Here is a 25,148-nt window from a genome sequence, read left to right as displayed (position 1 = left end):
ATGGCATATCCGCGACATCCGAATTTTCTGCGCGACAAGCTGGGCGAGGAAATGCGCCTGTCGGTCGCCGGGCTGGCGGTGCTGGCCGCGTTGCCGCTGGCGATCGCCTCGCCGTATTGGCTGGGGGTGCTGATCGTCAGCATGTACTTCGCCATGCTGGCCTGCGGCTGGAACCTGCTGGCCGGCTACACCGGGCAGTTCTCGCTGGCGCCGGCCGCCTTCGCCATGCTGGGCGGCTATACCACCGGCCTGCTGGCCTACCACCTGGATGCGCCGCTATGGATCGGCCTGCCCCTGGCGGCGGTCATCCCGGGCCTCATCGGCCTGGTGCTGGGCCGCATCGTGCTGCGGCTGTCGGGCCCGTACCTGGCGCTGACCACCCTGTCGTTCGCCGAGATCGCCCGCCTGGTCATCTACAACTCGATCGACTTCACGCGCGGCGACCAGGGGCTCAACGTGCCGGGCCTGGTCGACAGCCGCACCGCGTACTACTACCTGTTCCTGGCGGCGCTGTGCATCACGATGCTGGCAGTCTATCTGCTGCTGCGCTCGCCCACCGGCCGCTTCCTGCAGGCGATCCGCGACGACGAGATCGGCGCGGCCAGCCGCGGCATCGACGTGGTGCGCTGCAAGACCATCGCCTTCCTGGTCAGTTGCGCCATCTGCGGCTTCGCCGGCGGCCTGTACGGCACCTTCGCGCGCCTGGTCAGCCCGGAACTGGGCATCATCGCGCAGACCGGGCTGGTCATCGCCATGGTGGTCATCGGCGGCATGGGCACCCTGGTCGGGCCGCTGATCGGCGCGGTGCTGGTCTATGTGGCCTCGGAACTGCTGCGCGACGCCGGCAATATCCAGATGATCGTGTTCGCCCTGGTGGTGATCGTGTTCGCCCGCTTCTTCCGCGCCGGGCTGTGGGGGCTGGCGCGCGGGCTGGTCGCGCGGCGGCGCGCCGCCGCCTCGGGAGACGCCTGATGCCCCTGCTGCAGATCACCGCGATCGAAAAACGCTTCGGCGGCTTGCGCGCCGTCGACGGCGCCGGCATGGACGTGCAGGAAGGCGAACTGCTGGGCCTGATCGGCCCCAACGGCTCCGGCAAGACCACCCTGCTCAATGTGCTGTCCGGCCACTTGCGGGCCGATGCCGGCCAGGTGCTGCTGGACGGGCGCCCGGTGGCCGGCCTGGGCCCCAGCCGGCTGGCGCGCCTGGGCATACAGCGCATGTTCCAGATGACGCGGGTCTTCAACCGGGTCAGCGCCCTCGACAACCTGCTGGTGTGCGGCCTGGCCATGGGACTCGACGAAAGCCGCGCGGTCGCCCGCGCCGGGCAGCTGCTGGACGAATTGCGGCTGGCGCCATCGATGCACCTGGACGCCGGCCAATTGTCGGGCGGGCAGCGCAAGCTGCTGGAGTTCGGCGCCTGCTTCATGGTGCCGCCGCGCATCGCGCTGCTGGACGAGCCCTTCGCGGCGGTGCATCCGGTCATGAAGGAGATCATGTCGGCCTTCATCCAGCGCCGCAACGAAGAAGGCCAGACCTTCATCCTGGTCAGCCACGACATGCCGGTGGTGGTCGACCTGTGCCCGCGCGCGGTGTGCATGAACGCCGGCAAGGTGCTGGCCGACGGCCCGACCCAGGACGTGCTGCGCGCGCCGGCGGTGATCGAAGCCTACCTGGGCGAGGACGCAACGGCGGAGGCCGGCCATGACTGAACCGCTGCTCGCCATGGAAGATGTCACCGCCGGCTACCTGGGCGACATCGACGTGCTGCGCAATGTCTCGCTGGCGGTGCAGGCGGGCCGCATCAGCGGCCTGATCGGCCTGAACGGCGCCGGCAAATCGACGCTCATGAAGACCCTGTGCGGCTTCCTGCAACCGAAGTCCGGCCGCGTCGTGCTTGCCGGCCAAGACATCTCGGGCCAGGCGCCGCACACCATGATCGATGCCGGGCTTTGGTATATCCCGCAGGAATCCAGCCTGTTCCCCTACCTGAGCGTGGCGGACAATCTGCGCCTGCCCCTGGAAGGCCGCCGGCGCCAGTTCGGTGCGGAACTGGAGCGGCGCTACGCCGACACGCTGGAACGGTTCCCCGTGCTGAAGGAAAAGCTGCGCGAGCAGGCGGGCAATCTGTCGGGCGGCCAGCAGAAATCGCTGGAATTCGCCAAGGCCTATATGGTCCGGCCGCGCGTCTGCCTGATCGACGAGCCCAGCATCGGCCTGGCGCCGCGGGTGGCGGCCGACATCTTCAAATGGATCCACGCCTTCGCGCAGTCCGGCATGGGCATCCTGCTGGTGGACCACAACGTGCGGCGCGTGGTGCAGATGTCGCACCATGTCTATGTGCTGAGCCTGGGCGAGATCACCGCGTCGGGCTCGCCGGAAGCCTTCGCGGGCGACCTGCATGCCCAGGTGCGCGAATGGCTGGGGATCAACTTCTGATGGCCGGGCGCGAGCTGGTCCTGCGCCCCCTGGCCGCCGACGCGTTCCAACCCTATGGCGACGTGATCGGCAGCGCCGGGCGCGACGGCCGCGCCATCAACGCCGGCACCTCGCTGCGCGTCGAGATGCCCGACCCGGACATCCTGGCGCAGGCCGGCCGCCCTTCCCTCAGCGTGTTCCGCGCGCGCGCCGGCGCCGTGCCGTTCGTGGCGCACATGCTGGAACGCCACTGCCTGGGCAGCCAGACGTTCCTGCCGCTGCACGGCACGCCCTATGTGGTGCTGGTGGCGCTGGGCGCACAGGCGCCGGACCCGGACACGGCGCAGGCGTTCCTGGCCAACGGCCGCTGCGGCGTCACCTTGCGACGCGGCGTCTGGCACCATCCGCTGTGGGCGCTGGCGGCCGGCGACTTCGCCGTGCTCGAGCGCCGTGGCGCGAGCGTCGACTGCGATATCGCCACGCTCTCCGACGGCCCCTGGCGGATCCTGCCTAGCGCCTGACCGCCGCGCCGCCTTCCGCCGGGCCGACTGCCAGCCCGGCCCGCCAGGCCGCCAGCTTCCCGGCCCGGTCCAGCGCGGCGTGGGCCGGGCTGGTGGACGGCAGGTCGACGTAGGCCGGCCGCGGCTGCGCCGCCAGGCCCGGCAGCACGTGGCGCCGGTACAGCGCGGCCGCCTTGGCACCGTTGAAGCACACCCGCTGGATGCCGGGATGGGCGCGGAAAAAGGCGGCGAAGTCGTTCGGCACCACCGTCGCCGCGTCGATGTCGGCGTCCAGGCTGCCGGCCCGCTCGCAGGCCTGCAGCACATCCCAGAGCGCCACGCCGGCGCCCGTCAGCGCGGCCACGCGCTCGGCGTAGCCGGCCGCCGCGTCGAACCCGTACAGGGCCGCGGCAATCGGCCAGAATGCGTTGCGCGGATGCGCGTAATACTGCTGCAGCCGCAGCGAGGCGACCCCGGGCATGGAGCCCAGCACCAGCACGCGCGCGCCGGGTCGCGCCACCGGCGGGAAGCCATGGACGCGCGGCGCGCCGGCGGCCGCCCGCGTCAGGGCGCGGGACGCCATACGCTGGCCAGCCACGGCTGCTGCTCGCGCGGCAGCCCGGCGGGCCGGTAATAGTGCTCCAGCTCGAGGAAGCCGGCGGCCGCCAGCAGCGCCCGCCATGCCGCCAGGTCGTGATAGGCGCCGTAGCGGCCGCGGTTCCAGCCTTCCTGGTTGTCGCCGCGCGGATTGGAACAGAACAGCGCACCGCCCGGCCGCAATGCCGCGCGCAGCTGGCCGAGCACGCGCGGCAGTTCCTGGACCGGGACATGGAACAGCACCGCGTTGGCGTAGATGCCGTCGAAACGCGCGGCGGGCAGGTCGAGGGCCAGCAGGTCCTGCTGCCAGACTTCGCAGCCGGACGCCTGGCGCGCCATGGCGACGAAACGCGCGGCGCCATCGAGCCCGACGGCGCGATGCCCCAGGGCGGTGAAGGCCCGCAGGTCGCGGCCGGGCCCGCAGCCGAGGTCGAGAATGTCGTACGGCGGCGCGCCCTGCAGGTGGCGCAGCAGCGCGGCGATGTTCTGGCTCACATCATGGTCGCGCGTGCCGGCCTCGAAGCTGGCGGCGTTGTCGTTGTAGTGCGCCAGGTTGCGGGCGGCAATCTCGCGCAGTTCATCGGGGGAAAGCGGCATGGCGGCGGGCTCGGGTCCAATGACAAATGCCAGGCACGGGGTGCCTGGCATGGTACTCGTAGAAGGTGTCTCGCGAGCACGGTGCCTGACACCCTGCGGGAGCCAGGCACCTGCGTCCGCCCTGTCCGCTCAGGCGGCCAGGCGGTTCTGGATCGACGACTTGACGTCCGGCAGCTCGCCCGGCAGGCGCTCGGCCAGCTGCTCGAACAGCGTGTCGTGCAACGCCAGCTCATCGCGCCACGAGGCCACGTCGACCGAAATCACCTGCTGGAACTGGTCGGGGCTGAATTCCAGCCCGGTCCAGTCGATGTCCTGGTAGGTGGGCGACACGCCGAACACCTGCTCCACGCCGTTCGCGGTGCCGTCGATGCGGCCCAGCATCCACTTCAGGACCCGCATGTTGTCGCCGAAACCGGGCCAGACGAACTTGCCGTCGGGGCCCTTGCGGAACCAGTTGACGCAGTAGATGCGCGGCAGCACCGCGCCGGCGTCCTGCAGGCGCTTGCCCAGCTTGAGCCAGTGGCCGAAGTAGTCGCTCATGTTGTAGCCGCAGAACGGCAGCATGGCGAACGGGTCGCGGCGCACCACGCCCTGCTGGCCGGCGGCCGCGGCGGTGGTTTCCGAGCCCATCGTGGCGGCCATGTAGACGCCTTCCACCCAGTTGCGCGCCTCGGTGACCAGCGGCACGGTGGTCGAGCGGCGGCCGCCGAAGATGAAGGCGTCGATGACCACGCCCGCCGGGTTCTCCCATTCGGGGTCGATGGACGGGCACTGGGCCGCCGGCGCGGTGAAGCGGGCGTTGGGATGCGCGGCCTTGCGGCCGGTTTCCTTGGCGATTGCCGGCGTCCAGTCCTGGCCCTGCCAGTCCGTCAGGTGCGCGGGCGGGGTGTCGGTCATGCCTTCCCACCACACGTCGCCGTCGTCGGTCAGCGCGACGTTGGTGAAGATGACATTGGCCTTGAGGGTGGCCATGGCGTTGAAGTTGGTCTTCTCGCTGGTGCCCGGGGCCACGCCGAAGTAGCCGGCTTCCGGGTTGATGGCGCGCAGGCGGCCGTCGGCGCCAGGCTTGATCCAGGCGATGTCGTCGCCGATGGTGGAGACTTTCCAGCCGTCCATGCCTTGCGGCGGGATCAGCATGGCGAAGTTGGTCTTGCCGCAGGCCGATGGGAAGGCGGCCGCCACATGGTACTTGCGCCCCTTGGGCGAGGTCACGCCGAGGATCAGCATGTGCTCGGCCAGCCAGCCCTGGTCGCGCCCCATGGTCGAGGCGATGCGCAGCGCGAAGCACTTCTTGCCCAGCAGCGCGTTGCCGCCGTAGCCCGAACCGTAGCTCCAGATTTCGCGGGTCTCGGGATAGTGCACGATGTACTTGGTGGGGTTGCACGGCCACACGACGTCGGCCTCGCCCGCCGCCAGCGGCTTGCCCACGCTGTGCACGCAGGGCACGAACTCGCCGTCGCTGCCCAGCACGTCGAACACGGCGCGGCCCATGCGGGTCATGATGCGCATGTTCACCACCACGTAGGGGCTGTCGGACAGCTCGACGCCGATGTGGGCGATGTCCGAGCCCAGCGGCCCCATCGAGAACGGCACCACATACATGGTGCGGCCGCGCATCGCGCCGTCGAACAGGCCGTCGAGGGTACTGCGCATTTCGGCCGGATCGGCCCAGTTATTGGTGGGGCCGGCGTCTTCGGCGCGTTCGGAACAGATGAAAGTGCGGTCTTCGACGCGGGCCACGTCGGAGGGATCGGACCAGGCCAGGTACGAATTGGGCCGCTTGGCCGGGTTCAGCCGGCGCAGCATGCCGGACTGCACCATCTGCTCGCACAGGCGGTCGTATTCTTCCTGAGAGCCGTCGCACCAGACGACATGATCGGGCTTGGTCAGCGCGGCAACCCGCGCCACCCAATCGATCAGCCCCTGGTGCTTGACGTATGCGGGAACATTGAGCGAGGCGATCCCGCCGTCGAACGGTTTATTCATCGGGCCCATCTCCTAAAGGGTAAAAGACCATGCGGGTCCGCAAGGGACCCGCATTGTTATGTTAATCAGTGGCGTCATATTACTTGCATGCGCCCTTCGCTTGCCAATCTGCGCAGGCAACGAATGAAACATCGTATGTCTGTTGTGTCCCCGTAAACCTTGGGGCCGGTGCGGCGGGGACGGACGCAGCGCGGCGCGCGCGCGGCCGCGGCACGCCATTATCCCCCCGGCAACCGAGAGGTAATTCAGGGTAAACCCCGAGCCAGGCGTATCATGCCGCCTTGACGCAGAGAAATCCTATGTCGCACATTGCCGCCCGCGCCGCCTGGACGCGGGAAATCCGCGCCACCCTGGCCCTCAGCCTGCCCCTCGTCCTCACCAGCCTGGCCCAGATCGCCATGACCGCCACCGATGTGATCTTCATCGGGCGGCTGGGCTCGCAGGCGCTGGCCGCCAGCGCGCTGGGCGCCAACCTCTACGCCGCCATCGCCTTCTTCGCGCTGGGCCTGGTCACCGCCACCGCGCCCATGGTGGCGCGCGAGCTGGGCGCGCGCCGCAACTCGGTGCGCGACGTGCGCCGCACCGTCGCGCAAGGGTTGTGGGCCGCCGTCATCATCTCGGTGCCGGGCTGCCTGGCGCTGTGGCACGGCGAGGCCATCCTGCTGGCCATCCGCCAGCCGCCCGAGCTGGCCGCGCAGGCCAGCGTGTACCTGCGCGCCCTGCTGTGGGCGCTGCCGCCTTTCCTGGGTTTCCTGGTGCTGCGCTCGTTCACGGCCGCCCTGCAGCGGCCGCGCGCCGCGCTGTGGGTGGCGCTGGCCGGCATCGTGTTCAATGCGCTGGCCGACTGGGCGCTGGTGTTCGGTCATCTCGGCCTGCCGGCCATGGGCCTGGTGGGCGCCGGCATCGCCAGCGCCTCGGCCAGCCTGTTCCTGTTCATCGGCATGATCGTGGTGGTGTACTGGGACCGCCAGTTCCGCCGCTACCGCCTGCTGGGCCGCCTGTGGCAGCCCGACTGGCAGCGGCTGCGCGCGCTCTGGAAACTGGGCCTGCCGATCGCGGCCGCCACCGCCTTCGAGGTCACCATCTTCAATGCCGCCGCGTTCCTGATGGGTTGGCTCGGCGAAGCCGAGCTGGCCGCCCACGCGGTGGCGATCCAGATCGCCAGCATCAGCTTCATGGTGCCCTATGGCATCGCGCAGGCCGCCACGGTGCGCGTCGGCCATGCGTTCGGCGCGGGCGACGCCCTGGCGGTCCAGCGCGCCGGCTGGACGGCCTACGGGCTGGGGGTGGGCTCGATGGTGATCGCCGCCGTGCTGATGATCGCCGTGCCGCACTGGCTGCTGGCCGCTTTCTTCGACGTGCGCGCCGCCGAGAACGCGCAGGTGCTGGCGCTGGCCACGTCCTACCTGGCGGTGGCGGCGGTGTTCCAGATCGTCGACGGCGCGCAGGTGATGGGCGCCGGCATGCTGCGCGGCCTGCACGACACCCGCATTCCGATGGTCTATGCGGCGATCGGCTACTGGGGCCTGGGGCTGCCCGCCGGCGCGGCGCTGGCCTTCTGGGCCGGCTGGCGCGGGGTCGGCATCTGGAGCGGCCTGGCGGTCGGCCTGGGCGTGGTGGCGGTGCTGATGACGCGCCGCTGGCTGCGGCGCGAGCGCGCCGGCCTGGGGCCCGTGCCGGCGCGCGGCGCCGAGGCCCCGCGCGCGGCCATGCCATAATCGGGGCGGGCGTTGCGTGCCGGGCCCCCGGCACCGCGGTGCGCGCCCCGCATGTTTTTCCAGGATGTCTATGCCCCCTGCTTTCCCTCCCCTGAATGCCGAGCGCCTCTGGTCGCGCGTCGAGACGCTGGCCCGCCATACCCTGCCCGAGGCGCCGTGGACGCGCCGCGCCTTTTCCCCCCTGTTCAGCCAGGCGCGTGACTGGCTGGCCGACGAATTCGCCGCGGCCGGCCTGGAAGTGCGCCTGGACGCGGGCGGCAACCTGGTGGGCCGGCGCGCCGGCCGCGACGCGGCGCGCAAGCCGATCGTCACCGGCTCGCATTGCGACACCGTCATGAGCGGCGGCCGCTTCGACGGCATCATCGGCGTGCTGGCCGGCATCGAAGTGGCGCGCACGCTGCACGAGCACGGCGTCGAGCTGGCGCATCCGTTCGAGGTCATCGACTTCCTGTCCGAAGAACCCAGCGACTACGGCATTTCCTGCGTCGGCAGCCGCGCGCTATGCGGCCAGCTCGACGCGGCCATGCTGGCTGCCCGCAACCCGCAGGGCGAGACGCTGGCCGACGGCCTGCGGCGCATCGGCGGCGATCCGGCCGCGCTGGCGGCGCCGCTGCGCCATGCCGGCGACACCGCCGCCTTCGTCGAACTGCACATCGAACAGGGCCCGGTACTGGAAAGCCGCCAGTTGCCCATTGGCGTGGTCACCCACATCGTGGGCATCCGGCGCGTGCTCATCACCGTGGAAGGCCAGCCCGACCACGCCGGCACTACGCCGATGGACATCCGCCGCGACGCGCTGGTCGGCGCCGCCCGGCTGATCGACGGCGCGTACCGCCAGGCCAGCCGCCTGAGCGGCCAGCCGCATTATGTCGTGGCCACGGTCGGCCGCATCGAGGTCACGCCCAATGCCGCCAATGCGGTGCCCGGCCGGGTGGAGCTGATGCTGGAAGTGCGCAGCGACAGCGACACCGTGCTGGACCGCTTCCCCGAGACGCTGCTGGCCGAGGCCGCGGACGAACTGGCGGCGCTGCGGGTGGGCGCAACCCAGGCGCCGGTCAGCCGCGCCCGCCCCACCGCCTGCTCGCCGCTGGTCATGCAGGCCATCGAGGCCGCCGCCGGCCGGCTCGACTACGCCTCGATGCGCCTGCCCAGCGGCGCGGGCCACGATGCGGTCTACATGGCGCCCACCGGCCCGATCGGCATGATCTTCATCCCCTGCCTGGGCGGCCGCAGCCACTGCCCGGAAGAATGGATCGAGCCCGCGCAGCTGCTGGACGGCACGCGGGTCCTGTACGAAACCGTGCTGGAGCTCGACCGCGCACTGTCGCGCTGACACCATGGCGCGCGGGCACGCGCGCCGTGCAATGCGCTATCGTCGCGACTCGTTCCCGCCCACATGTCATACCTCGAACTGACCGACGGCACCGCCGACCGCTACTTGCTCGACGCCCCCGGGCTGTCGCTGCTGGTGTTCTACAGCCGCACCTGCGGCACCTGCCGGGTGGCGCGCGAGCAATTGCCGGCCCTCGAGCTGCCGGTGGACCGCCTGTGCTGGATCGACGCCGGCGCGAACGGCGGGCTGGTGGCGCGCTACGAAGTGTTCCACCTGCCCTCGCTGTTCCTGGTCCGCGACGGCGCCTATTACGGCCCGGTCAGCGCATCGCTGGCCGAATGGGACCTGCGCCAGCAGATCGGCCTGGCGCTCGACAGCCACCCCGCCGAACTGCCCTAGGGCCGCACGGCTCAGGCGAAACCCAGCAGGAAGCGCGTGCCACGCCGCGGGCCGGCGCGCTCGGACTCGACCTGCAGGCGCCAGCCCTGCATGTCGCACACCCGCTTGGCGATGGCCAGCCCCAGGCCGCGCGGCAAGCCGCCGCCGGCAGGCGCGCCGGGCGTATCGCCGAGCCGGCCGCTGTAATAGCGCTGGAACACGAACGGCAATTCTTCGGCGGCGATGCCCTTGCCGGTGTCGCGCAATTCCAGCGCGCCGTCGGCCGTCAGCGCCGCGGTCAGGCTGGCCGGCGCGGCATGCTCGATGGCATTGCGCACCAGGTTGCGCAGCACCGTCAGCAGCGCGTAGCGGTCCAGCATATGCGCAGTGCCGGCCGGGATGCGGTTGTGGAACGACAGCCCGGCGGCCTCGGCCTCGACTTCCAGGCCGCGCCAGGCGTCATCCATGCAGGCCGCCAGGTCGACGCGCTCGGCCGGCCGGGGCTGGTCGCGCGCCATGGCGCGCGCACTCTCGAGCGAGGCGGCGATGTGATCCACGTTGGCCACCATGCGCGTCAAGCGCTGGCTCGAATCGGCTGGCAGCGCCGCGTCCAGCAGCATGATCTCGCTGTCCGAGCGGATCGCCGCCAGCGGCGTGCGCACCTCGTGGCTGAGGTTGGCGGCGAACTCGCGCTCGCGGGCGATCGAGCGGTCCACCTGGTTCTGCACGCGGTTGAAGGCCTCGATCAGGCGGCCGGCCTCGTCGTCGCGCGTAACGGCCATGTCGGGCGAGCCGGGCGCCCAGTTCGACAGGCGGCCGGTCAGGTCCAGCAGTGGCCCGACCGCCACGCCGGCCACGCGGCGCGACACCGCGTAGGCGGCGATCACGCACAGTACGCCCATGCCCAGCACCAGCAGCCCGAACTCGCGCCCCCGCTCTTCGTGCTCGGAGGCGTCGTACAGCACGTAAAGCCGACCGCGCGGCGTATCGCTCACCCGGATGTGCCAGGTTTCGGCGCCCGGCTCCAGCCGGTGCAGGCCGGGCGGCAGCGCCTCGAGCTGGGCCGGCATGTCGTCGCGCACCGGACCGTCGTGCAGCCAGGCCCGCATGGATCCTCCCAGCTCGCGCGCGCCGTGCGGCGGCAGGAACTGCGGGTCGCCCGCCACATGCTGGGCCACCCGGTCGGCCTCGGTGGTCAGGATCTGCTCGACCAGACCATCTTCCATTTGATCGAAGGCCAGGTAGGCCAGCAGCGCCAGCGCGGCCACGAACACCGCCACCGCGCCGGTCAGCGCCCAGACGACGCGCTGGGTCAGGGTGCCGCCTTTCATGCGCTGCCTCCCGGCAGCGCCAGCCGCCAGCCCACGCCATGGACGGTCTCGATGCCATCGAAGCCGGCCTCGGCCAGGGCGCGGCGCAACAGGTGCATCTGGCTGCGCAAGGCGTCGGCCGAAGGCGGCTCGTCGCCCCACAGCACGGCCTCGAGCTCCTCGCGCGGCACCACCCGGCCCGGGTCGCGCAGCAGCGCCTCGACCAGCAGGCCGGACTTGCGCGTCAGCCGCACCGGCCGGCCGGCCACCGACACAACCCGGGTGCGCCCGTCGAGCTGCAGCGGGCCGAACTCGCGCACGGCCTCGACCACGGCGCCGCGGGCGCGGTGGATCAGCGCCAGCAGGCGCGCCCGCACCTCGGCCAGCGCAAAGGGCTTGGTGAGATAGTCGTCGGCCCCATGGGCGAAGCCGGCCAGCTTGTCGTCGAGCGCGTCGCGCGCGGTCAGGACCAGCACTGGCACGGCCTGGCGCCGCTCGGCGCGCAGCGCGTGCAACAACTGGTAGCCATCCATGCCGGGCAGTCCCACGTCCAGCACCACGGCGTCGAAACGCCGGGTCTCGAGCATGCGCAGCGCGGCGCGGCCTTCGTAGGCAACGTCGGGGACGAAGCCGCTCACCTCCAGGAACTGGTACAAATTGCCCGCGATGGTCAGGTCGTCCTCGACGATCAGGACCTGGTAGCGCGCGTCGACGGTAGCAGTAGTCATGGGCGATGGAACGTCGGTCTGGCGGGCCTGGAATGGCCGCTGCCATAGTACGAAATCGGCGCAATTCCTGCTTGGCTATTCATGGCGGGCATCTCGCGACGATTACGACGGCCGCGCCACGCGCACGCCGTTCAGCCGCAGCCAGTCGCCCAGCTCCGGGCGCGCCCAGACTTCGAATTCCGCCGCCCGTTGCGCGGCCAGGGCGTCGCCCGCGCCCGGCAAGGCCGGATGGCAGACCAGCAGGTCGCCATCGCGCGCATTGGTCAGCCAGCGCTGCAGCAGGCCGGCATAGCGGCGCGCGCCGCCCTGCAGGCCGTAGACGCCCAGCAGGCGGCGATTGGTGCGCAGCCCCGCGTGCCGCGCCGCGCGCGCCACGGCCCCGGCCCCCAGGGCCCCGACGAGGGCGGCCTTGGCCGATTCGCGCAGCGGAATGCCTTCCTGCATGCCTGGCGCCGTATACCGCAGCCACGGCGTGTCGCGGCCGTAGCGTTGCTGTATCAGGCGCAGCAGGCGCGGCAGCACGCCCGGCAACTGGTGCACATGCTGGTGGCCGTCGACATAGTCCGGCGCGCGGCCAAGCACCGCCTCGAAGGCGTCGAACTGGCGCGCCAGTTGGTCGTCCAGCCAGGCTCCGTCCAGGCGGTTGGCGTAGGCGCGCGAAATCAGCGCGGGCAACGGCAGCATGCGGGCCGGGACGGCCGCGCCCAGGTCTTCGGTCAGGTTCAGGTGCACGCCCAGGTCCAGGTCTAGGCCGCGCAGCGCGGACCCGCGCGCGGCGAACGTGGCGCCCTGCGTCAGGACGCTGACGGCGCTCAGGCGTCCCAGCCGCGCCAGCTGCAGCATGGCGGCATCGATGCCCGCATTCATGCCAAAATCGTCGCCACACACGACTATGCGCTTCCACCATTTCCCTTCCCCGCCCCGCGCCTGGCCGCGGTGCATGTCTGATCCTCGATGCGCGCCCTGATCAAACAAATTGGCTGGTTCCTCTTCGTGGGCTGCGCCGCCGCGGCGACCCACTGGGCCATCGCCGTCGGCTGCGTGGAACAGCTGGGCCTGCCGCCGCTGGCCGCCAACGCCATAGGCTGGCTGGTGGCATTCGTCGTATCGTTCACGGGTCATTATCGGCTCACTTTTCGTCATCTGGCGTCGCGCTGGACGGTGGCCGCGCGCCGCTTCTTCCTGATCTCGGCGTGCGGATTCCTGCTCAACGAAGCCGCCTACGCCTGGCTGCTGCACGCCACGCGCGTGCGCTACGACGCGCTGCTGGCTATCATCCTGCTGGGGCTGGCGGTGCTCACTTTCCTGGCGAGCCGGCTATGGGCGTTTCGCCGCAGAGCCGGCGCGTGAACGCCGCGTCGACATCGATGCGCCAGACGCTGTAGTGGGAATCTGCGTAGCGTGCCGGCAGCCCTTGCAGGACCGCGAAACGCGCGCCGTCGTCGACGCCTCCCCAGATCCAGAAGCGGCTGCCGGGCCCGGCGGCGCACATGCGCGCCGGCAGCGCATCGCGCGGCACCAGCACGCGCCGGGCGACCTGCGGATCGAACCGGCCGGCGTCGTATAGCTCCTTGCGCCAGTTGTCGCGCAGCGCGATCTCCGGGTCGCTCCAGTCGTCGACCACCCAGCCGGGCCGGCGCGCGCCAGTGTAGAAGCCCAGGTCGAACGGATAGGAGTGCAGCGTCACCAGGACGTCGGAGGGCCGCATCTCGGCGGCGATGCGCCGGCCCAGCGGCTCGGCGCTGCGCCGGGGGTTGGCCGCGAACACTGCCACCAGGGCCATGCACAGGACCGCCGCCGCGGCGGCGCAGCCCCAGGCCAGGCGCCGCAGGCGCCGGGTGCCGCCGCGCTGCAGGGCGCCCTGCACGACCTCGGCCAACAACACGGCCAGGGGCGGCAGCGCCGGCAGCACATAGCCGATCAGCTTGGAGCTGGGAATGGAGAAAAAAACCAGCACGACGGCGCACCATACCGCCATCAGGCTGCGCACCCCCGACGCATCGGCGGCGGTCCAGAACCCCTTGCGCAGCGCCCCGCCGCCCCATAGCGACCAGGGCACCGCCAGGCCGATGATGACAGGCAGGTAGAACCAGAATGGCTGCACATTGTTGAAGCCGGAGCGCGCGAACCGCTCGAAATGCTGGTAGACGAAGAAGTAGTGGAAAAAACCGGGAAAGCGCTGTTGCATGAGCCAGAACCACGGCACGGCCACCAGCGCGAACACGGCCAGGGCAGGCGGCCACAGCAGCACGGCATAGCCGCGCCAGCGGCGCGTCAATAGCAGCCACAGGCACAAGGTCGCGCCCGGCAGCACCAGCCCGATCAGCCCCTTGGCCAGCACTGCCAGGGCGGCCAGCGCCGCCGCCGCCAGCGACATGGCGCGGTGCGGCCGGCCGGCCTGTGCGCGCAGCACCGCGTCGGCACCGGCCAGCACGCACAGGCTCACCAGCCCGGCCACCAGCATGTCGGTGTTGGCGAACTGCGCCCCGCCGTAATAGAACGGCATGGTAGCGAGGATGGCGGCGGCGATGGTCGCGGTGGCGGCATCGCGGTAGCGCCGCACGAAACCGTACATGCCGGCCAGCGCTCCCCAGGCAGCCAGCCACGACGGCAGGCGGGCGGCCCATTCGTTCAGGCCGAACCACCGGAAGCTCCACTCGGCCATCCAGTAATACAGCGGCGGTTTGTGGAAGTAAGGCATGCCGTCCAGCAGCGGCACGGCATGCGAACCGCTGCGCAGCATTTCCCAGGCCACGCCGGCATAGCGCCCCTCGTCCGGCAGCGTCAGCGGGCGCGCCCACGCCAGCCAGCCGAGCCAGACCGCGCCGGCCAGCAGCACCAGCCACCCGCGCGGCGGCCACGTTGCGCGCAAGCGGCTCATGGCCGCGCCCGCCGCACGCGGGCGCGCCGGGCGAGACCGCGGCGCTGGCGCGCCACGAACAGCGGCCGCCCCTTGACCTCGTCGAAAATGCGGGCGACGTACTCGCCCACCACGCCCAGCGAAATGAGGTTGACGCCGGCAAAGAACAGCAGCGCCGTCACGATAGTGGTCCAGCCCGACACCCGGTTGCCGTTGACCAGGTAGGCCATGACCAGGTAAGCGCCATAGGCGAACGACGCCAGCGAGAATGCGCAGCCGAGCAGGCTCACCATGCGCAGCGGCCAGGTAGTAAATGCGGTCAGGCCATCCAGCGCCAGGCGCAGCAGCCGCCAGGCGTCGTAGCGGCTGGCGCCGGCGGCGCGGGCATCCGGCGTGTACGCCAGCGGCTCGGCGCGGAAACCCACCCAGGCGTAGAGCCCCTTCATGAAGCGGGTGCGTTCAGGCAGGGCGACCAGCGCATCCACCACGCGCCGGTCCAGCAGCCGGAAGTCGCCCGCGTCGGGCGGTATCCGCACCCCGCGCGTGCCGCCGAGCAGGCGGTAGAACGCGCGGGCGCCGGCCCGCTTGAGCCACGGCTCGTCGTCGCGATGCGCGCGCACGGCGTAGACCATCTCGGCGCCGGCCAGCCAGCGCTCGAGCATGGTGGCGATCAGCGCCGGCGGATGCTGCAGGTCGGCGTCCAGGCAGATCACCACGTCGCCGTCGGCGGCCTCGAAGCCGGCCGACAGCGCCGCCTCCTTGCCGAAATTGCGCGACAACTGGACATAGCGGATACCATCGAGCGCCAGCCATTCGGCCATCAGGAGGGGCGTGGCGTCGGTGCTGCCGTCATCGACCACGATGATTTCCCATTGCGGGCACAGCGGCTCCAACTGAGCCCGCAATGCGGGCAACAGCAGCCGCAGGTTGTCGCATTCATTCAGGCACGGAATGACGCAACTGACCAGTATGTCGCCCAGCCGCCCGGCGTCGGACGGCGGCGCATGCGAAGGCCCGGCCGGCAGCGCGACGGGCGCATCGGGGCGAAGGAAAGGGACGACGGAGGCCGCCGCTTCTGAGCGAAACTCGACAGGCATGGCAGGTGCTTGCAGTACAGGAGCATCCAGTATGCGAGGCCGCGCGTCGAATTTTCGTTGAGCCGCCGTGGCCAGCGTCCCATTTCAGGCGCGCTGCGCCAGCGCGGCCCAGGTCCGCAGCGCCAGGCAGCCGCAGAACGCGCCCAGCGTGGCGGCCAGTGCCGCGCCCACCATGTCCAGGGGCCAGTGGATGCCGACGAACACGCGCGCCCACGCCACCAGCAGGCCCAGGATGCCCAGCGTTGCCGCCAGCGGCCATTGGCGCCGGGCGGCCAGCGCCGCCGCCAGGGTCCAGACAAAGGTCGCGTGGCTGCTCGGCATGGAATTATTGGCGGCGTGGGCCACCATGGCGGGCCCGAAGCCCGCGGCGAACGGCCGCGCATGATAGGCCAGCAGGCTCATGGCCAGTTCCGCCAGGCGCGCGCTGGCGCAGGCGCACGCGACCAGACAGGCGGCGGCCGCGTCGCGCCGGCGGACCAGCCATCCCAGCACCAGGATGGCTGCCAGATAGACCGGCAATTCGGCCAGCCAGGTGGCGGCCAGCACCCAGGCGTGGCCGGCCGCCAGGCTGCCGTGGCAGAACTGGAACGCGGCGATGTTCCACGCCTCCAGGAATTCGATGTCGTACACGGGCGGGATTGACGGGCGTCACGGGTAGCGGTGGCGCCAGTGTGCAAGACCCCGCGTCGAATTTCCGTTGAAGCGGCGCCCCGCCCTAGGGCCGTGCCGCGGCGATCAGGTCGCCCAGCCGCCGCCGCTGCCGGCCCTGGCCATCGAAGTTATCGGGCGCCAGCCATTGCTCCATGCCGTCGCGCACGGCCGGCCATTCGCCGTCGATGATCGAGAACCAGGCGGTGTCGCGGTTACGGCCCTTGTAGACGGTGGCCTGGCGGAAGATGCCTTCGAACTGGAAGCCGAGCCGCGCCGCGGCCGCGCGCGACGGCGCGTTGAGGCTGTCGCACTTCCATTCGTAGCGCCGGTAGCCCAACTGGTCGAAGGCGCGCCGCATCAGCAGGTACTGCGCCTCGGTGGCCGCCGGGGTGCGCTTGAGCTGCTCCGAATACACCACATGGCCGACCTCGACCACGCCGTTGGCGGGGTCGATCCGCATGGCCGCCAGCGTGCCGACCGCGCGGCCGCTGCCCGCCTCGATGATGGCGTAATGCTGCGGATCCTCGGAGGCCTCCATCTTGCGCGCGTAGGCCTGGAAACTGTCCCGGTCGGCAAACGGGCCGGCGTAGGTGTAGGTCCAGTCGCTATCGTCGGGCGTCTGGCTGAACGCCGCGTACAGGTCGTCGCCATGGCGCGCCGCGTCCATCGGCTCCAGGCGGCAATAGTGTCCGGCCAGGGGCTCGCGCGGCGGACGCGGACGGGCGGTCCAGTTGGGTACGGGGTGGCCTACGGGTTGTTGCGGGACGGTGACGGCGGACATGCAGGCGATCCTCTCTCTATGTGGGATGGCTGGGAAACGACGTATTCGCTAAGGTAGCCGAATCGTGGCATGCTAAAAAGCACCAGAACCTGCTTATTTTTTAGAGCCATGAACCACGGCGCCACCCTGCTCGACAGCCCGCTCGCCGCCCCCCGGAGCCGCCAGACCCTGCAGCGCCAGTTGCTGCAGCGCCTGAAGCAGTCCATCCTGGACGGCCGCCTGCCGCCCGGCAGCCGGCTGCCCGCCTCGCGCGCCTTGGCCGACCAACTGGGCGTTTCACGCAACACCGTGCTGCTGGCCTACGGCCAGTTGACGGCCGAAGGCTATGTCCTGGCCGACCGGCAAGGCACGCGGGTGGCGTCGCTGCCGTCCGCGCCGCAGGCCCGGGAGGCGCAGGCCGCGCCCAGCGCGCCGACGGCGCGGCGCATCGCGCGCATCCCGGCGTCCGCGCCGCCCGCCGAGCCCGGGGTGGCGCTGCGACCCGGCACGCCGGCGCTCAGCCATTTCCCGCTGGGCGCGTGGCGCCGGGCGGTCGACCGGGCCCTGCGCCACATGCCGCTGGCCACGCTGGGCTATGGCGACCCGGCCGGCGAGCCGGCACTGCGCCAGGCCATTGCCCGGCACCTGGGCGTGTCGCGCGGCGTGCGCTGCGCAGCGGAACAGATCGTCATCACCGAGGGCGCGCAAGAAGCCTTGTCCCTGTGCGCGCGCCTGGTCGGCGACCCGGGCGACACCGCCTGGGTGGAAGACCCGGGCTACCGCGGCGCCAAGACGGCCCTGCAGGCCAGCGACCTGCGCATCGTGCCGGTGCCCGTCGATGAACAGGGCATCGCGCCGGCCGACTCCCTGTGGCGCCGCCGGCCTCCGCGGCTGATCTATACCACCCCGTCGCACCAGTACCCCACCGGCGCGGTGCTGGCCGCGGCGCGGCGCCTCGAGCTGCTGGAGCGCGCCCGCCAGGCTGGCGCCTGGATCATCGAGGACGACTACGACAGCGAATTCCGCCACCATGGCGAGCCGATCCCGGCCATGCAGGGGCTGGCCGAGGATGCGCCGGTGCTATATGCGGGCACGTTCAGCAAGACCATGTTCCCGGCCCTGCGCATCGGCTTCCTGGTCGTGCCGCCGGCGCTCGACGGGCCGTCGCGCACGGCCGTGCAGGAATTGCTGCGCGGCGGTCATCGCCACGAACAGCTGGCGCTGGCGGAATTCATCGACAGCGGCCAGTTCGCCCGCCACCTGGGGCGCATGCGCCGCCTATACCGCGACCGGCAGCAGGCCCTGCGCGCGGCGCTGGCCCGCCACCTGGCGCTGCCGCACCAACTGGTAGGCGGCCAGGGCGGGCTGCACCTGACCTTGCGCCTGCCGGCCCGCTACCCGGACCAGGCCATCGCCGCCGAGGCCCGCCGCGCCGGCATGGCGCCGGCCGCGCTGTCCGGCTTCGCACTGCGGCCGGCCGGGCACAACGGCCTGGTGCTCGGCTACGGCAACACCCCGGCCGAGCTGTTCGAGCCGCTGATCAAGCGCCTGGCGGGCATCGTCGGCGCATGCGCCAGCCGCTGAGGCGGCCCGGCCGCCGCCTTACCCGCCGATCAACCCACCCAGCAGCAGCATGGCCAGCACCAGCCAGAAGATGCCGGCCACGATGGCGCGCCGCAGGAAGGCCTTGACGGCGGCCCACAGCAGCACCAGGCCCAGCACCAGCAGGGCGAAATTGAAGATCGACGGGCCCATGCCCAGGGCACCGGCCAGGCCGGAGAAAAAATCGCCCAGGGCGCTGCCCAGGCCGCCGAAAACATAGCGCAGGCCCGCCACGATGGCGCGGATGACCTCGCCGAGCATGGCGCCCACCGAGCCGAAAAAACTGTCTTCAGTCTGCATGAGATCCCATAGCGGGGATGCCCCCCGGAAGGCGGCCGCCGCGCGGGCGCCGCCACTGCTGGAATGTATCCGATCCGCGCCGGGCTTGCGCGGGCGCCTGCGGACCGGCGTCGATTAGAGGTTTAATACAGCCTCTTCTGGTGTATTTGCGCGCGGCCGCCGGATGGCCGCGGAAAGGACGAAGATGGCTTTCGATTTTGACCTGTTCGTAATTGGCGCGGGCTCGGGCGGCGTGCGCGCCGCGCGTTTCGCCGCCGGCTTCGGCGCCCGCGTGGCGGTGGCGGAAAGCCGCTACCTGGGCGGCACCTGCGTGAACGTGGGCTGCGTCCCCAAGAAGCTGCTGGTATATGGCGCGCACTACCGCGAAGATTTCGAACACGCCGCCGGCTATGGCTGGACGGCCGGCCAGCCCGGCTTCGACTGGCCGACCCTGATCGCCAACAAGAACCGCGAGATCGAGCGCCTGAACGGCATCTACCGCAACCTGCTGGTGGGCAGCGGCGTGACGCTGCACGAAGGCCACGCCCGCCTGCTCGACCCGCACACGGTCGAGGTCAACGGCCAGCGCTGCACGGCCCGGCACATCCTGGTGGCCACCGGCGGCTGGCCGCAGGTGCCCGACATCCCCGGCAAAGAGCACGCCATCACCTCGAACGAGGCGTTCTTCCTGCAGAGCCTGCCGCGCCGCGTGCTGGTGGTGGGCGGCGGCTACATCGCGGTGGAATTCGCCTCCATTTTCAACGGCCTGGGCGCGCAGACGGTGCAGGTCTACCGGCGCGAGCTGTTCCTGCGCGGCTTCGACGGCGGCGTGCGCGAGCACCTGCGCGACGAGCTCATCAAGAAAGGCCTGGACTTGCGCTTCAATGCCGACGTGGCGCGCATCGACAAGCGGCCCGACGGCAGCCTGGCCGCCACGCTGAAAAGCGGCGAAGTCGTCGAGACCGATTGCGTGTTCTATGCCACGGGCCGGCGCCCCATGCTGGACAACCTGGGGCTCGAGAACACCGGCGTGAAGCTCAACGACGACGGCTTCATTGCGGTCGACGACGAGTATCGCAGCAGCGAGCCGTCGATCCTGGCGGTGGGCGATGTCATCGGCCGCATGCCCCTGACCCCGGTGGCGCTGGCCGAAGGCATGGCGGTGGCGCGCCGCCTGTTCCGCCCCGAGGAATACCGCAAGGTCGACTACAACCTGATTCCCACCGCCGTGTTCAGCCTGCCGAACATCGGCACGGTGGGCCTGACCACCGAGGACGCAGTGGCCGCCGGCCACCGCGTCAAGCGCTTCGAGAGCCGCTTCCGCCCCATGAAGCTGACCCTGACCGGCGACCAGGAAAAGACCTTGATGAAACTGGTGGTCGACGCCGACACCGACCGGGTGCTGGGCTGCCACATGGTCGGCCCGGACGCCGGCGAGATCGTGCAGGGCCTGGCGGTGGCGCTGAAGGCCGGCGCCACCAAGCAGGTATTCGACGAAACGATCGGCATCCATCCCACGGCGGCCGAGGAATTCGTCACGCTGCGCACCCCGGTGCAAGAATAGGCGCTGTTCCGATACAGATCTGCGGTACGCTTCCGGACGGATCCCCTTCCTTCCGCCCGGAGCCCCGCATGCCCGAACTGTCCAACCTGGTCGCCTTCGCCCTGCTGTCGCTGGGCATGGTGCTGACCCCCGGCCCCAACATGGTCTACCTGATCTCGCGCTCGATCTCGCAGGGCCCGCGGGCCGGCCTGATCTCGCTGGGCGGCGTGGCCGTGGGCTTCGTGTTCTACGTGCTGTGCGCCGCGCTGGGCATCACCGCCCTGCTGCTGTCCGTGCCCTATGCCTACGATGCCCTGCGGCTGGGCGGGGCGCTGTACCTCGGCTACTTGGCCTGGCAGGCGCTGCGCCCGGGCGGCCGCTCGCCGTTCCAGGTGCGCGAGCTGCCGCGCAGCAGCCCGCGCCAGCTCTTCACCATGGGCCTGGTCACCAACCTGCTCAACCCCAAGATCGCCATCCTGTACCTGTCGCTGCTGCCGCAATTCATCTCGCCGGGCCAGGGCAGCGTGCTGCTGCAGTCGCTGACGCTGGGCTTCATGCAGATCCTCATCAGCCTCAGCATCAATGCGCTGATCGCCCTGGCCGCGGGCTCGATCGCCGGCTTCCTCGGCACCCGGCCGCTCTGGCTGGTGGCGCAGCGCTGGCTGATGGGCACCGTGCTGGCCGGCCTGGCGGTACGCATGGCGCTCGACTCGCGGCGTTGACGCGGCGCGGCGGCGCGGCCGCGGCGGGGTGCGATAATCCCGTCCGCAGCCCCGCATTCCCGAGACCGCCATGAACCGTATCGACGACCCCCTGCACGACCGCGAAGCCGGCCAGGCCGATTCCACGCAAGACACCACCCGCATCGACGATGTCCGCATCGGCGCGGTGCGCCCGCTGATCTCCCCTGCCCTGCTGCAGGACGAACTGCCGGTGCCGGCCGCCACGCAGGCCCTGGTGGAGGACGCCCGCGCCCGTATCGCCGACATACTCCACGGGCGCGACGACCGGCTGGTGGTGGTCGTCGGCCCCTGTTCCATCCACGACCACGACCAGGCCCTGGAATATGCCGCGCGCCTGAAGAAAACCGCCCAGGCGCTGCGCGACGACCTGCTCGTCGTCATGCGGGTGTACTTCGAGAAACCGCGCACCACGGTGGGCTGGAAGGGCTACATCAACGATCCGCGCCTGGACGGCAGCTTCCGCATCAACGAAGGCCTGCGGCGCGCCCGCGAGCTGCTGCTGGAAATCGGCGCGCTGGGGCTGCCCATCGCCACCGAATTCCTCGACCTGCTCAGCCCGCAGTACATCGCCGACCTGATCGCCTGGGGCGCCATCGGCGCGCGCACCACGGAAAGCCCCAGCCACCGCCAGCTGGCCTCGGGCCTGAGCTGCCCGCTGGGCTTCAAGAACGGCACCGACGGCGGCATGCAGGTGGCGGCCGACGCCATCGTGGCGGCGCGGGCGCGGCACGCATTCATGGGCATGACCAAGATGGGCATGGCCGCCATCTTCGAAACCCGCGGCAACGACGACACCCACGTGATCCTGCGCGGCGGCAAGCAGGGCCCCAACTATGACGCCGCCAGCGTGGCGGCATGCTGCGCGGCGCTGGCCGCCGCCGGCCAGCGCGAACAGGTCATGATCGACTGCTCGCATGCCAATTCGAACAAATCGCACCAGCGCCAGGTCGAGGTGGCGTACGACGTGGCCGCGCAACTGGCTGGCGGCGAACGCCGCATCATCGGCGTCATGATCGAAAGCCACCTGGAAGAAGGCCGGCAGGACCTCAAGCCCGGCGTGCCGCTGCGCCATGGCGTTTCCATCACGGACGCCTGCCTGGGCTGGGCCCAGACCGAGCCCGTGCTGGCCGACCTGGCCCAGGCGGTACGCCAGCGGCGCGCGCGCGCCGCGGCATAGCGGCATTCGCGGCAGCCACGGGTTGCCGCGCACTCTCGCAGGATCAGGCAAGAATAGCGGAGTAATCGGCATTGCTGGCGTGCATGCGGATTTTTTATCCTGAAGGCCTTCGGGGCGCCGCCCCGCGACTCAGCAAGGAAATCCCCATGCCCAGCTTGAACATCAATGGCCAGGACACCGCCATCGATGCGCCCGATGAAATGCCGCTGCTGTGGGCGCTGCGCGATGTCGCCGACCTCACCGGCACCAAGTACGGATGCGGCATGGCCCTGTGCGGCGCCTGTACGGTGCACGCCGACGGCGCGGCGATCCGTTCGTGCGTGACGCCGCTGGCGGCCGTGGCCGGCAAGAAGATCACCACTATCGAGGGCGTGGGCGCCGACAGCGTCGGGCAAGCGGTGCAGGCCGCCTGGCGCAAGCTCGACGTGGCCCAGTGCGGCTATTGCCAGTCGGGCCAGATCATGTCGGCCACCGCCCTGCTGGCGCAGAACAAGCAGCCCAGCGATGCCGACATCGATGCCGCCATGAGCGGCAACGTGTGCCGCTGCGCCACCTATGTGCGCATCCGCGCCGCCATCCACGAAGCCGCCCGCGCGCTGGCCTGAACAGGAGTCCGCCATGCATCCCCTCGTGCGTTCCCATGCCGGCGCCATCGCGCCGGTGCGCAACCTGAGCCGCCGCCGCTTCATGCAGGGCGCCGGCGGACTGGTGCTCGGCATCGCGCTGGCCCCGGCCGCCGCGCGCGCCGCCAGCGCGGCCCCGACCGCCGGCGGCGCCGCCTTCGCGCCCAACGCCTTCGTGCGCATCGGCACCGACGGCACGGTCACCGTGCTGTCCAAGCACCTGGAAATGGGCCAGGGCGCCTATACCGGCCTGGCCACCCTGCTGGCCGAGGAACTGGACGCCGACTGGGCCAGCATCCGCGTCGAAGGCGCCCCGGCCAACACCGACCTGTACAAGAACCTGGCCCTGGGCGTGCAGGGCACGGGGGGCAGCACCGCCATCGCCAACTCGTACGAGCAGATGCGCCGCGCCGGCGCCACCGCGCGCGCCATGCTGGTGGCGGCGGCGGCCGAGCAGTGGCAGGTGGACCCGCAAGGCATCACCGTGTCCGCCGGCGTGGTGCGCCACGCGGCCTCGCAGCGCCAGGCCGGCTTCGGCGAACTGGCGGAGCGGGCGGCCCGGCTGCCGGTGCCCGACGCGGTGCCGCTCAAGGCGCCCGGCGATTTCAAGCTGATCGGCCAGGAAGCGCCGCGCCGCGTCGATGGCGCGGCCAAGACCGACGGCACGGCCCGCTTCACCCAGGACATGAAACTGCCCGGCATGCTGGTGGCCGTGGCCGCCCATCCGCCGCGCTTCGGCGCCACGGTGGCGGGCTTCGACGCCGGCAAGGCGAAGGCGGTGCCGGGCGTGCGCCACGTGGTGCAGTTTCCCGGCACCGCGCACAGCTTCGGCGGCGTGGCCGTGCTGGCGGACAATACCTGGGCCGCGCGCGCCGGGCGCGATGCACTGCAAGTGCAGTGGGACGACAGCAAGGCCTACCGCAAGGGCACTGAAGAGATCCGCGCCCAATTCCGCCAGGCGCTGGACCAGCCCGGCAAGGTGGCGGGCAGCAAGGGCGATGTCGATGCGGCGCTGGCGCAGGCCGCGCAGGTCATCGAGGCCGAGTACGAAGTGCCCTACCTGGCCCATGCCGCGATGGAACCGATGAATTGCCTGGTGCAGCTGGGCGACGGCCGCTGCGATATCTGGAACGGCGAACAGTTCCAGACCGTGGATCAGGCCGCGGTGGCTCGGCTGCTGGGCATCGCGCCGGAACGGGTGAACATTACCCAGCTGTACGCCGGCGGCAGCTTCGGCCGGCGCGCCAACGCCCATGCCGATTATGTGGTCGAGGCGGTGTCGATCGCCAAGGCCGCCCGCGACCAGGGCGTGCGCGCCCCGGTCAAGCTCGTGTGGACGCGCGAGGACGACATGCGCGGCGGCTACTACCGGCCGCTCAACATACATCGCGCCCGCATCGGCCTGGATGCGCAGGGCAAGCCGCTGGCGTGGCACGTGCGCCTGGCCGGGCAATCGATTTTCCTCGGCGGCCCGTTCGAAGCCGCCATGCAGGACGGCATCGACCCCACCTCGGTCGAGGGCCAGGCCGACCTGCGCTATGGCGTGCCCAACCTGCGGGTCGAGTCCTATACGCCCGAAGACGTCGCCGTGCCGGTGCTGTGGTACCGCTCGGTGGGCCACACCCATACGGCCTTCTCGGCCGAGGGGCTGATGGACGAGGCGGCCGCCGCGGCGCGGCAGGATCCGGTCGCCTACCGCCTGGCCCTGCTGCAGGACCACCCGCGCCACCGCAAAGTGCTGGAGCTGGCCGCCGAGCGCGCCGGCTGGAGCCAGCCGCTGGCCGCGCCCGCACAGGGCGAGCGGCGCGGCCGCGGCGTGGCGCTGCACGAGTCGTTCAACACCATCGTGGCGCAAGTGGCCGAGGTCACCGTGAAGGCCGACGGCAGCTTCAAGGTCGACCGCATCGTCTGCGCGCTGAACTGCGGCGTGGTGGTCAACCCCGACGTGGTGCGCGCCCAGATGGAGGGCGGCATCGGCTTCGGGCTGTCGACCGCGCTGCACGGCGCGCTCACCCTGAAGGACGGCCAGGTCGAGCAGAGCAATTTCCACGACTACCCGATCATGCGCATCAACGAAATGCCGGCCGTCGAGGTGCACACGGTGGCGTCCACCGAAAAGCCCACCGGCGTGGGCGAGCCCGGCGTGCCGCCAGTGGCGCCGGCGGTGGCGAACGCGCTGTTCAACGCCACCGGCCAGCGCATCCGCAGGCTGCCGTTCGCCGGCCAGCTCAAGCCGGCGGAGCAAGCGTAA

The 25,148-nt window shown here is 71.0% G+C and carries 25 protein-coding genes; 14 read left to right on the top strand and 11 right to left on the bottom strand.

Going from position 1 to position 25,148, the window contains the following annotated elements; translation table 11 throughout:
• From ACKTT0_RS18605 to ACKTT0_RS18590, 4 genes are read left to right on the top strand one after another with little or no spacing between them, the layout of a single operon-like run.
• Window positions 1-972, top strand: a complete 972-nt coding sequence (locus ACKTT0_RS18605; protein ID WP_407851268.1) for a branched-chain amino acid ABC transporter permease — start codon at window positions 1-3, stop codon at window positions 970-972.
• The gene (locus ACKTT0_RS18600) at window positions 972-1,709 is read left to right on the top strand and encodes an ABC transporter ATP-binding protein (RefSeq protein ID WP_407851267.1); all 738 of its coding nucleotides are present in this window, start codon (window positions 972-974) and stop codon (window positions 1,707-1,709) included. Before ACKTT0_RS18605 ends, ACKTT0_RS18600 begins: the two co-directional genes overlap by 1 nt.
• Entirely contained in the window at window positions 1,702-2,436 is a 735-nt protein-coding gene (locus ACKTT0_RS18595) for an ABC transporter ATP-binding protein (RefSeq protein ID WP_028355347.1), read from the top strand. Before ACKTT0_RS18600 ends, ACKTT0_RS18595 begins: the two co-directional genes overlap by 8 nt.
• The gene (locus ACKTT0_RS18590; protein WP_407851266.1) at window positions 2,415-2,936 is read left to right on the top strand and encodes an ureidoglycolate lyase; all 522 of its coding nucleotides are present in this window, start codon (window positions 2,415-2,417) and stop codon (window positions 2,934-2,936) included. Before ACKTT0_RS18595 ends, ACKTT0_RS18590 begins: the two co-directional genes overlap by 22 nt.
• On the opposite strand, the gene ACKTT0_RS18585 is transcribed toward ACKTT0_RS18590, so the two are convergent.
• The 3 genes from ACKTT0_RS18585 to ACKTT0_RS18575 all read right to left on the bottom strand — a co-directional run bounded on the left by ACKTT0_RS18585 (window position 2,926) and on the right by ACKTT0_RS18575 (window position 6,095).
• The gene (locus ACKTT0_RS18585; protein WP_407852459.1) at window positions 2,926-3,396 is read right to left on the bottom strand and encodes a DNA-deoxyinosine glycosylase; all 471 of its coding nucleotides are present in this window, start codon (window positions 3,394-3,396) and stop codon (window positions 2,926-2,928) included. The two genes, ACKTT0_RS18590 and ACKTT0_RS18585, sit on opposite strands and share 11 nt — an antisense overlap.
• Window positions 3,397-3,479: 83 nt before the next feature.
• The gene (locus ACKTT0_RS18580) at window positions 3,480-4,109 is read right to left on the bottom strand and encodes a class I SAM-dependent methyltransferase (protein ID WP_407851265.1); all 630 of its coding nucleotides are present in this window, start codon (window positions 4,107-4,109) and stop codon (window positions 3,480-3,482) included.
• Between the two features lie 129 nt (window positions 4,110-4,238).
• The gene (locus tag ACKTT0_RS18575) at window positions 4,239-6,095 is read right to left on the bottom strand and encodes a phosphoenolpyruvate carboxykinase (GTP) (RefSeq protein ID WP_407851264.1); all 1,857 of its coding nucleotides are present in this window, start codon (window positions 6,093-6,095) and stop codon (window positions 4,239-4,241) included.
• A gap of 299 nt (window positions 6,096-6,394) precedes the next feature.
• On the opposite strand from ACKTT0_RS18575, the gene ACKTT0_RS18570 reads away from it, so the two are divergent.
• From ACKTT0_RS18570 to ACKTT0_RS18560, 3 genes are all read left to right on the top strand, one after another.
• Complete coding sequence (locus ACKTT0_RS18570; protein WP_407851263.1) at window positions 6,395-7,813, top strand: MATE family efflux transporter; 1,419 nt, start codon at window positions 6,395-6,397, stop codon at window positions 7,811-7,813.
• 70 nt (window positions 7,814-7,883) lie between these two features.
• A complete protein-coding gene (locus tag ACKTT0_RS18565; RefSeq protein ID WP_407851262.1) occupies window positions 7,884-9,146 on the top strand; it encodes a Zn-dependent hydrolase in 1,263 nt (420 codons plus the stop codon).
• Between the two features lie 63 nt (window positions 9,147-9,209).
• Complete coding sequence (locus ACKTT0_RS18560; protein WP_407851261.1) at window positions 9,210-9,545, top strand: thioredoxin family protein; 336 nt, start codon at window positions 9,210-9,212, stop codon at window positions 9,543-9,545.
• Between the two features lie 11 nt (window positions 9,546-9,556).
• Here ACKTT0_RS18560 and ACKTT0_RS18555 read toward each other — a convergent pair whose 3' ends face one another.
• The 3 genes from ACKTT0_RS18555 to ACKTT0_RS18545 form a co-directional block, all read right to left on the bottom strand.
• The gene (locus ACKTT0_RS18555) at window positions 9,557-10,855 is read right to left on the bottom strand and encodes a sensor histidine kinase (protein WP_407851260.1); all 1,299 of its coding nucleotides are present in this window, start codon (window positions 10,853-10,855) and stop codon (window positions 9,557-9,559) included.
• Complete coding sequence (locus ACKTT0_RS18550; protein WP_407851259.1) at window positions 10,852-11,562, bottom strand: response regulator transcription factor; 711 nt, start codon at window positions 11,560-11,562, stop codon at window positions 10,852-10,854. The genes ACKTT0_RS18555 and ACKTT0_RS18550 overlap by 4 nt, the downstream gene beginning before the upstream one ends.
• A gap of 102 nt (window positions 11,563-11,664) precedes the next feature.
• On the bottom strand, window positions 11,665-12,429 hold the full coding sequence (locus ACKTT0_RS18545) for a ChbG/HpnK family deacetylase (protein ID WP_407851258.1): 765 nt from the start codon (window positions 12,427-12,429) through the stop codon (window positions 11,665-11,667).
• 87 nt (window positions 12,430-12,516) lie between these two features.
• Between ACKTT0_RS18545 and ACKTT0_RS18540 the strand changes: the two genes are divergently transcribed.
• The gene (locus ACKTT0_RS18540) at window positions 12,517-12,912 is read left to right on the top strand and encodes a GtrA family protein (protein WP_407851257.1); all 396 of its coding nucleotides are present in this window, start codon (window positions 12,517-12,519) and stop codon (window positions 12,910-12,912) included.
• Here ACKTT0_RS18540 and ACKTT0_RS18535 read toward each other — a convergent pair.
• From ACKTT0_RS18535 to ACKTT0_RS18520, 4 genes are all read right to left on the bottom strand, one after another.
• Window positions 12,860-14,443 (bottom strand): ArnT family glycosyltransferase, encoded by a 1,584-nt coding sequence (locus ACKTT0_RS18535; RefSeq protein WP_407851256.1) that lies wholly within the window; start codon window positions 14,441-14,443, stop codon window positions 12,860-12,862. The two genes, ACKTT0_RS18540 and ACKTT0_RS18535, sit on opposite strands and share 53 nt — an antisense overlap.
• Window positions 14,440-15,519, bottom strand: a complete 1,080-nt coding sequence (locus tag ACKTT0_RS18530) for a glycosyltransferase family 2 protein (protein ID WP_407851255.1) — start codon at window positions 15,517-15,519, stop codon at window positions 14,440-14,442. The genes ACKTT0_RS18535 and ACKTT0_RS18530 overlap by 4 nt, the downstream gene beginning before the upstream one ends.
• An 84-nt stretch (window positions 15,520-15,603) precedes the next feature.
• Window positions 15,604-16,149, bottom strand: coding sequence for a phosphatase PAP2 family protein (locus ACKTT0_RS18525; RefSeq protein ID WP_407851254.1), 546 nt, complete (start codon window positions 16,147-16,149; stop codon window positions 15,604-15,606).
• Window positions 16,150-16,234: 85 nt separating this feature from the next.
• Complete coding sequence (locus ACKTT0_RS18520; RefSeq protein ID WP_407851253.1) at window positions 16,235-16,951, bottom strand: GNAT family N-acetyltransferase; 717 nt, start codon at window positions 16,949-16,951, stop codon at window positions 16,235-16,237.
• A gap of 69 nt (window positions 16,952-17,020) precedes the next feature.
• Between ACKTT0_RS18520 and pdxR the strand changes: the two genes are divergently transcribed.
• Window positions 17,021-18,514, top strand: coding sequence for a MocR-like pyridoxine biosynthesis transcription factor PdxR (gene pdxR / locus ACKTT0_RS18515; RefSeq protein ID WP_407851252.1), 1,494 nt, complete (start codon window positions 17,021-17,023; stop codon window positions 18,512-18,514).
• A gap of 18 nt (window positions 18,515-18,532) precedes the next feature.
• On the opposite strand, the gene ACKTT0_RS18510 is transcribed toward pdxR, so the two are convergent.
• Window positions 18,533-18,832, bottom strand: coding sequence for a hypothetical protein (locus ACKTT0_RS18510; RefSeq protein WP_407851251.1), 300 nt, complete (start codon window positions 18,830-18,832; stop codon window positions 18,533-18,535).
• Between the two features lie 184 nt (window positions 18,833-19,016).
• On the opposite strand from ACKTT0_RS18510, the gene gorA reads away from it, so the two are divergent.
• The 5 genes from gorA to ACKTT0_RS18485 all read left to right on the top strand — a co-directional run bounded on the left by gorA (window position 19,017) and on the right by ACKTT0_RS18485 (window position 25,148).
• Window positions 19,017-20,375 (top strand): glutathione-disulfide reductase, encoded by a 1,359-nt coding sequence (gene gorA, locus ACKTT0_RS18505; RefSeq protein WP_407851250.1) that lies wholly within the window; start codon window positions 19,017-19,019, stop codon window positions 20,373-20,375.
• Between the two features lie 68 nt (window positions 20,376-20,443).
• On the top strand, window positions 20,444-21,076 hold the full coding sequence (locus ACKTT0_RS18500) for a LysE family translocator (RefSeq protein WP_407851249.1): 633 nt from the start codon (window positions 20,444-20,446) through the stop codon (window positions 21,074-21,076).
• A 70-nt stretch (window positions 21,077-21,146) separates the two neighbouring features.
• A complete protein-coding gene (locus ACKTT0_RS18495) occupies window positions 21,147-22,274 on the top strand; it encodes a 3-deoxy-7-phosphoheptulonate synthase (RefSeq protein WP_407851248.1) in 1,128 nt (375 codons plus the stop codon).
• Between the two features lie 146 nt (window positions 22,275-22,420).
• Window positions 22,421-22,879: a (2Fe-2S)-binding protein gene (locus ACKTT0_RS18490; protein ID WP_407851247.1), complete on the top strand. Its 459-nt coding sequence runs from the start codon at window positions 22,421-22,423 to the stop codon at window positions 22,877-22,879.
• A 13-nt stretch (window positions 22,880-22,892) separates the two neighbouring features.
• The gene (locus tag ACKTT0_RS18485) at window positions 22,893-25,148 is read left to right on the top strand and encodes a xanthine dehydrogenase family protein molybdopterin-binding subunit (protein ID WP_407851246.1); all 2,256 of its coding nucleotides are present in this window, start codon (window positions 22,893-22,895) and stop codon (window positions 25,146-25,148) included.

This window comes from Bordetella saccharivorans (genome assembly GCF_045862855.1).
Lineage (GTDB): Bacteria > Pseudomonadota > Gammaproteobacteria > Burkholderiales > Burkholderiaceae_B > Bordetella_A > Bordetella_A petrii_F.
The sequence above is the reverse complement of the archived record's forward strand: the minus strand, read 5'-3'. Positions and strand labels throughout refer to the sequence as shown.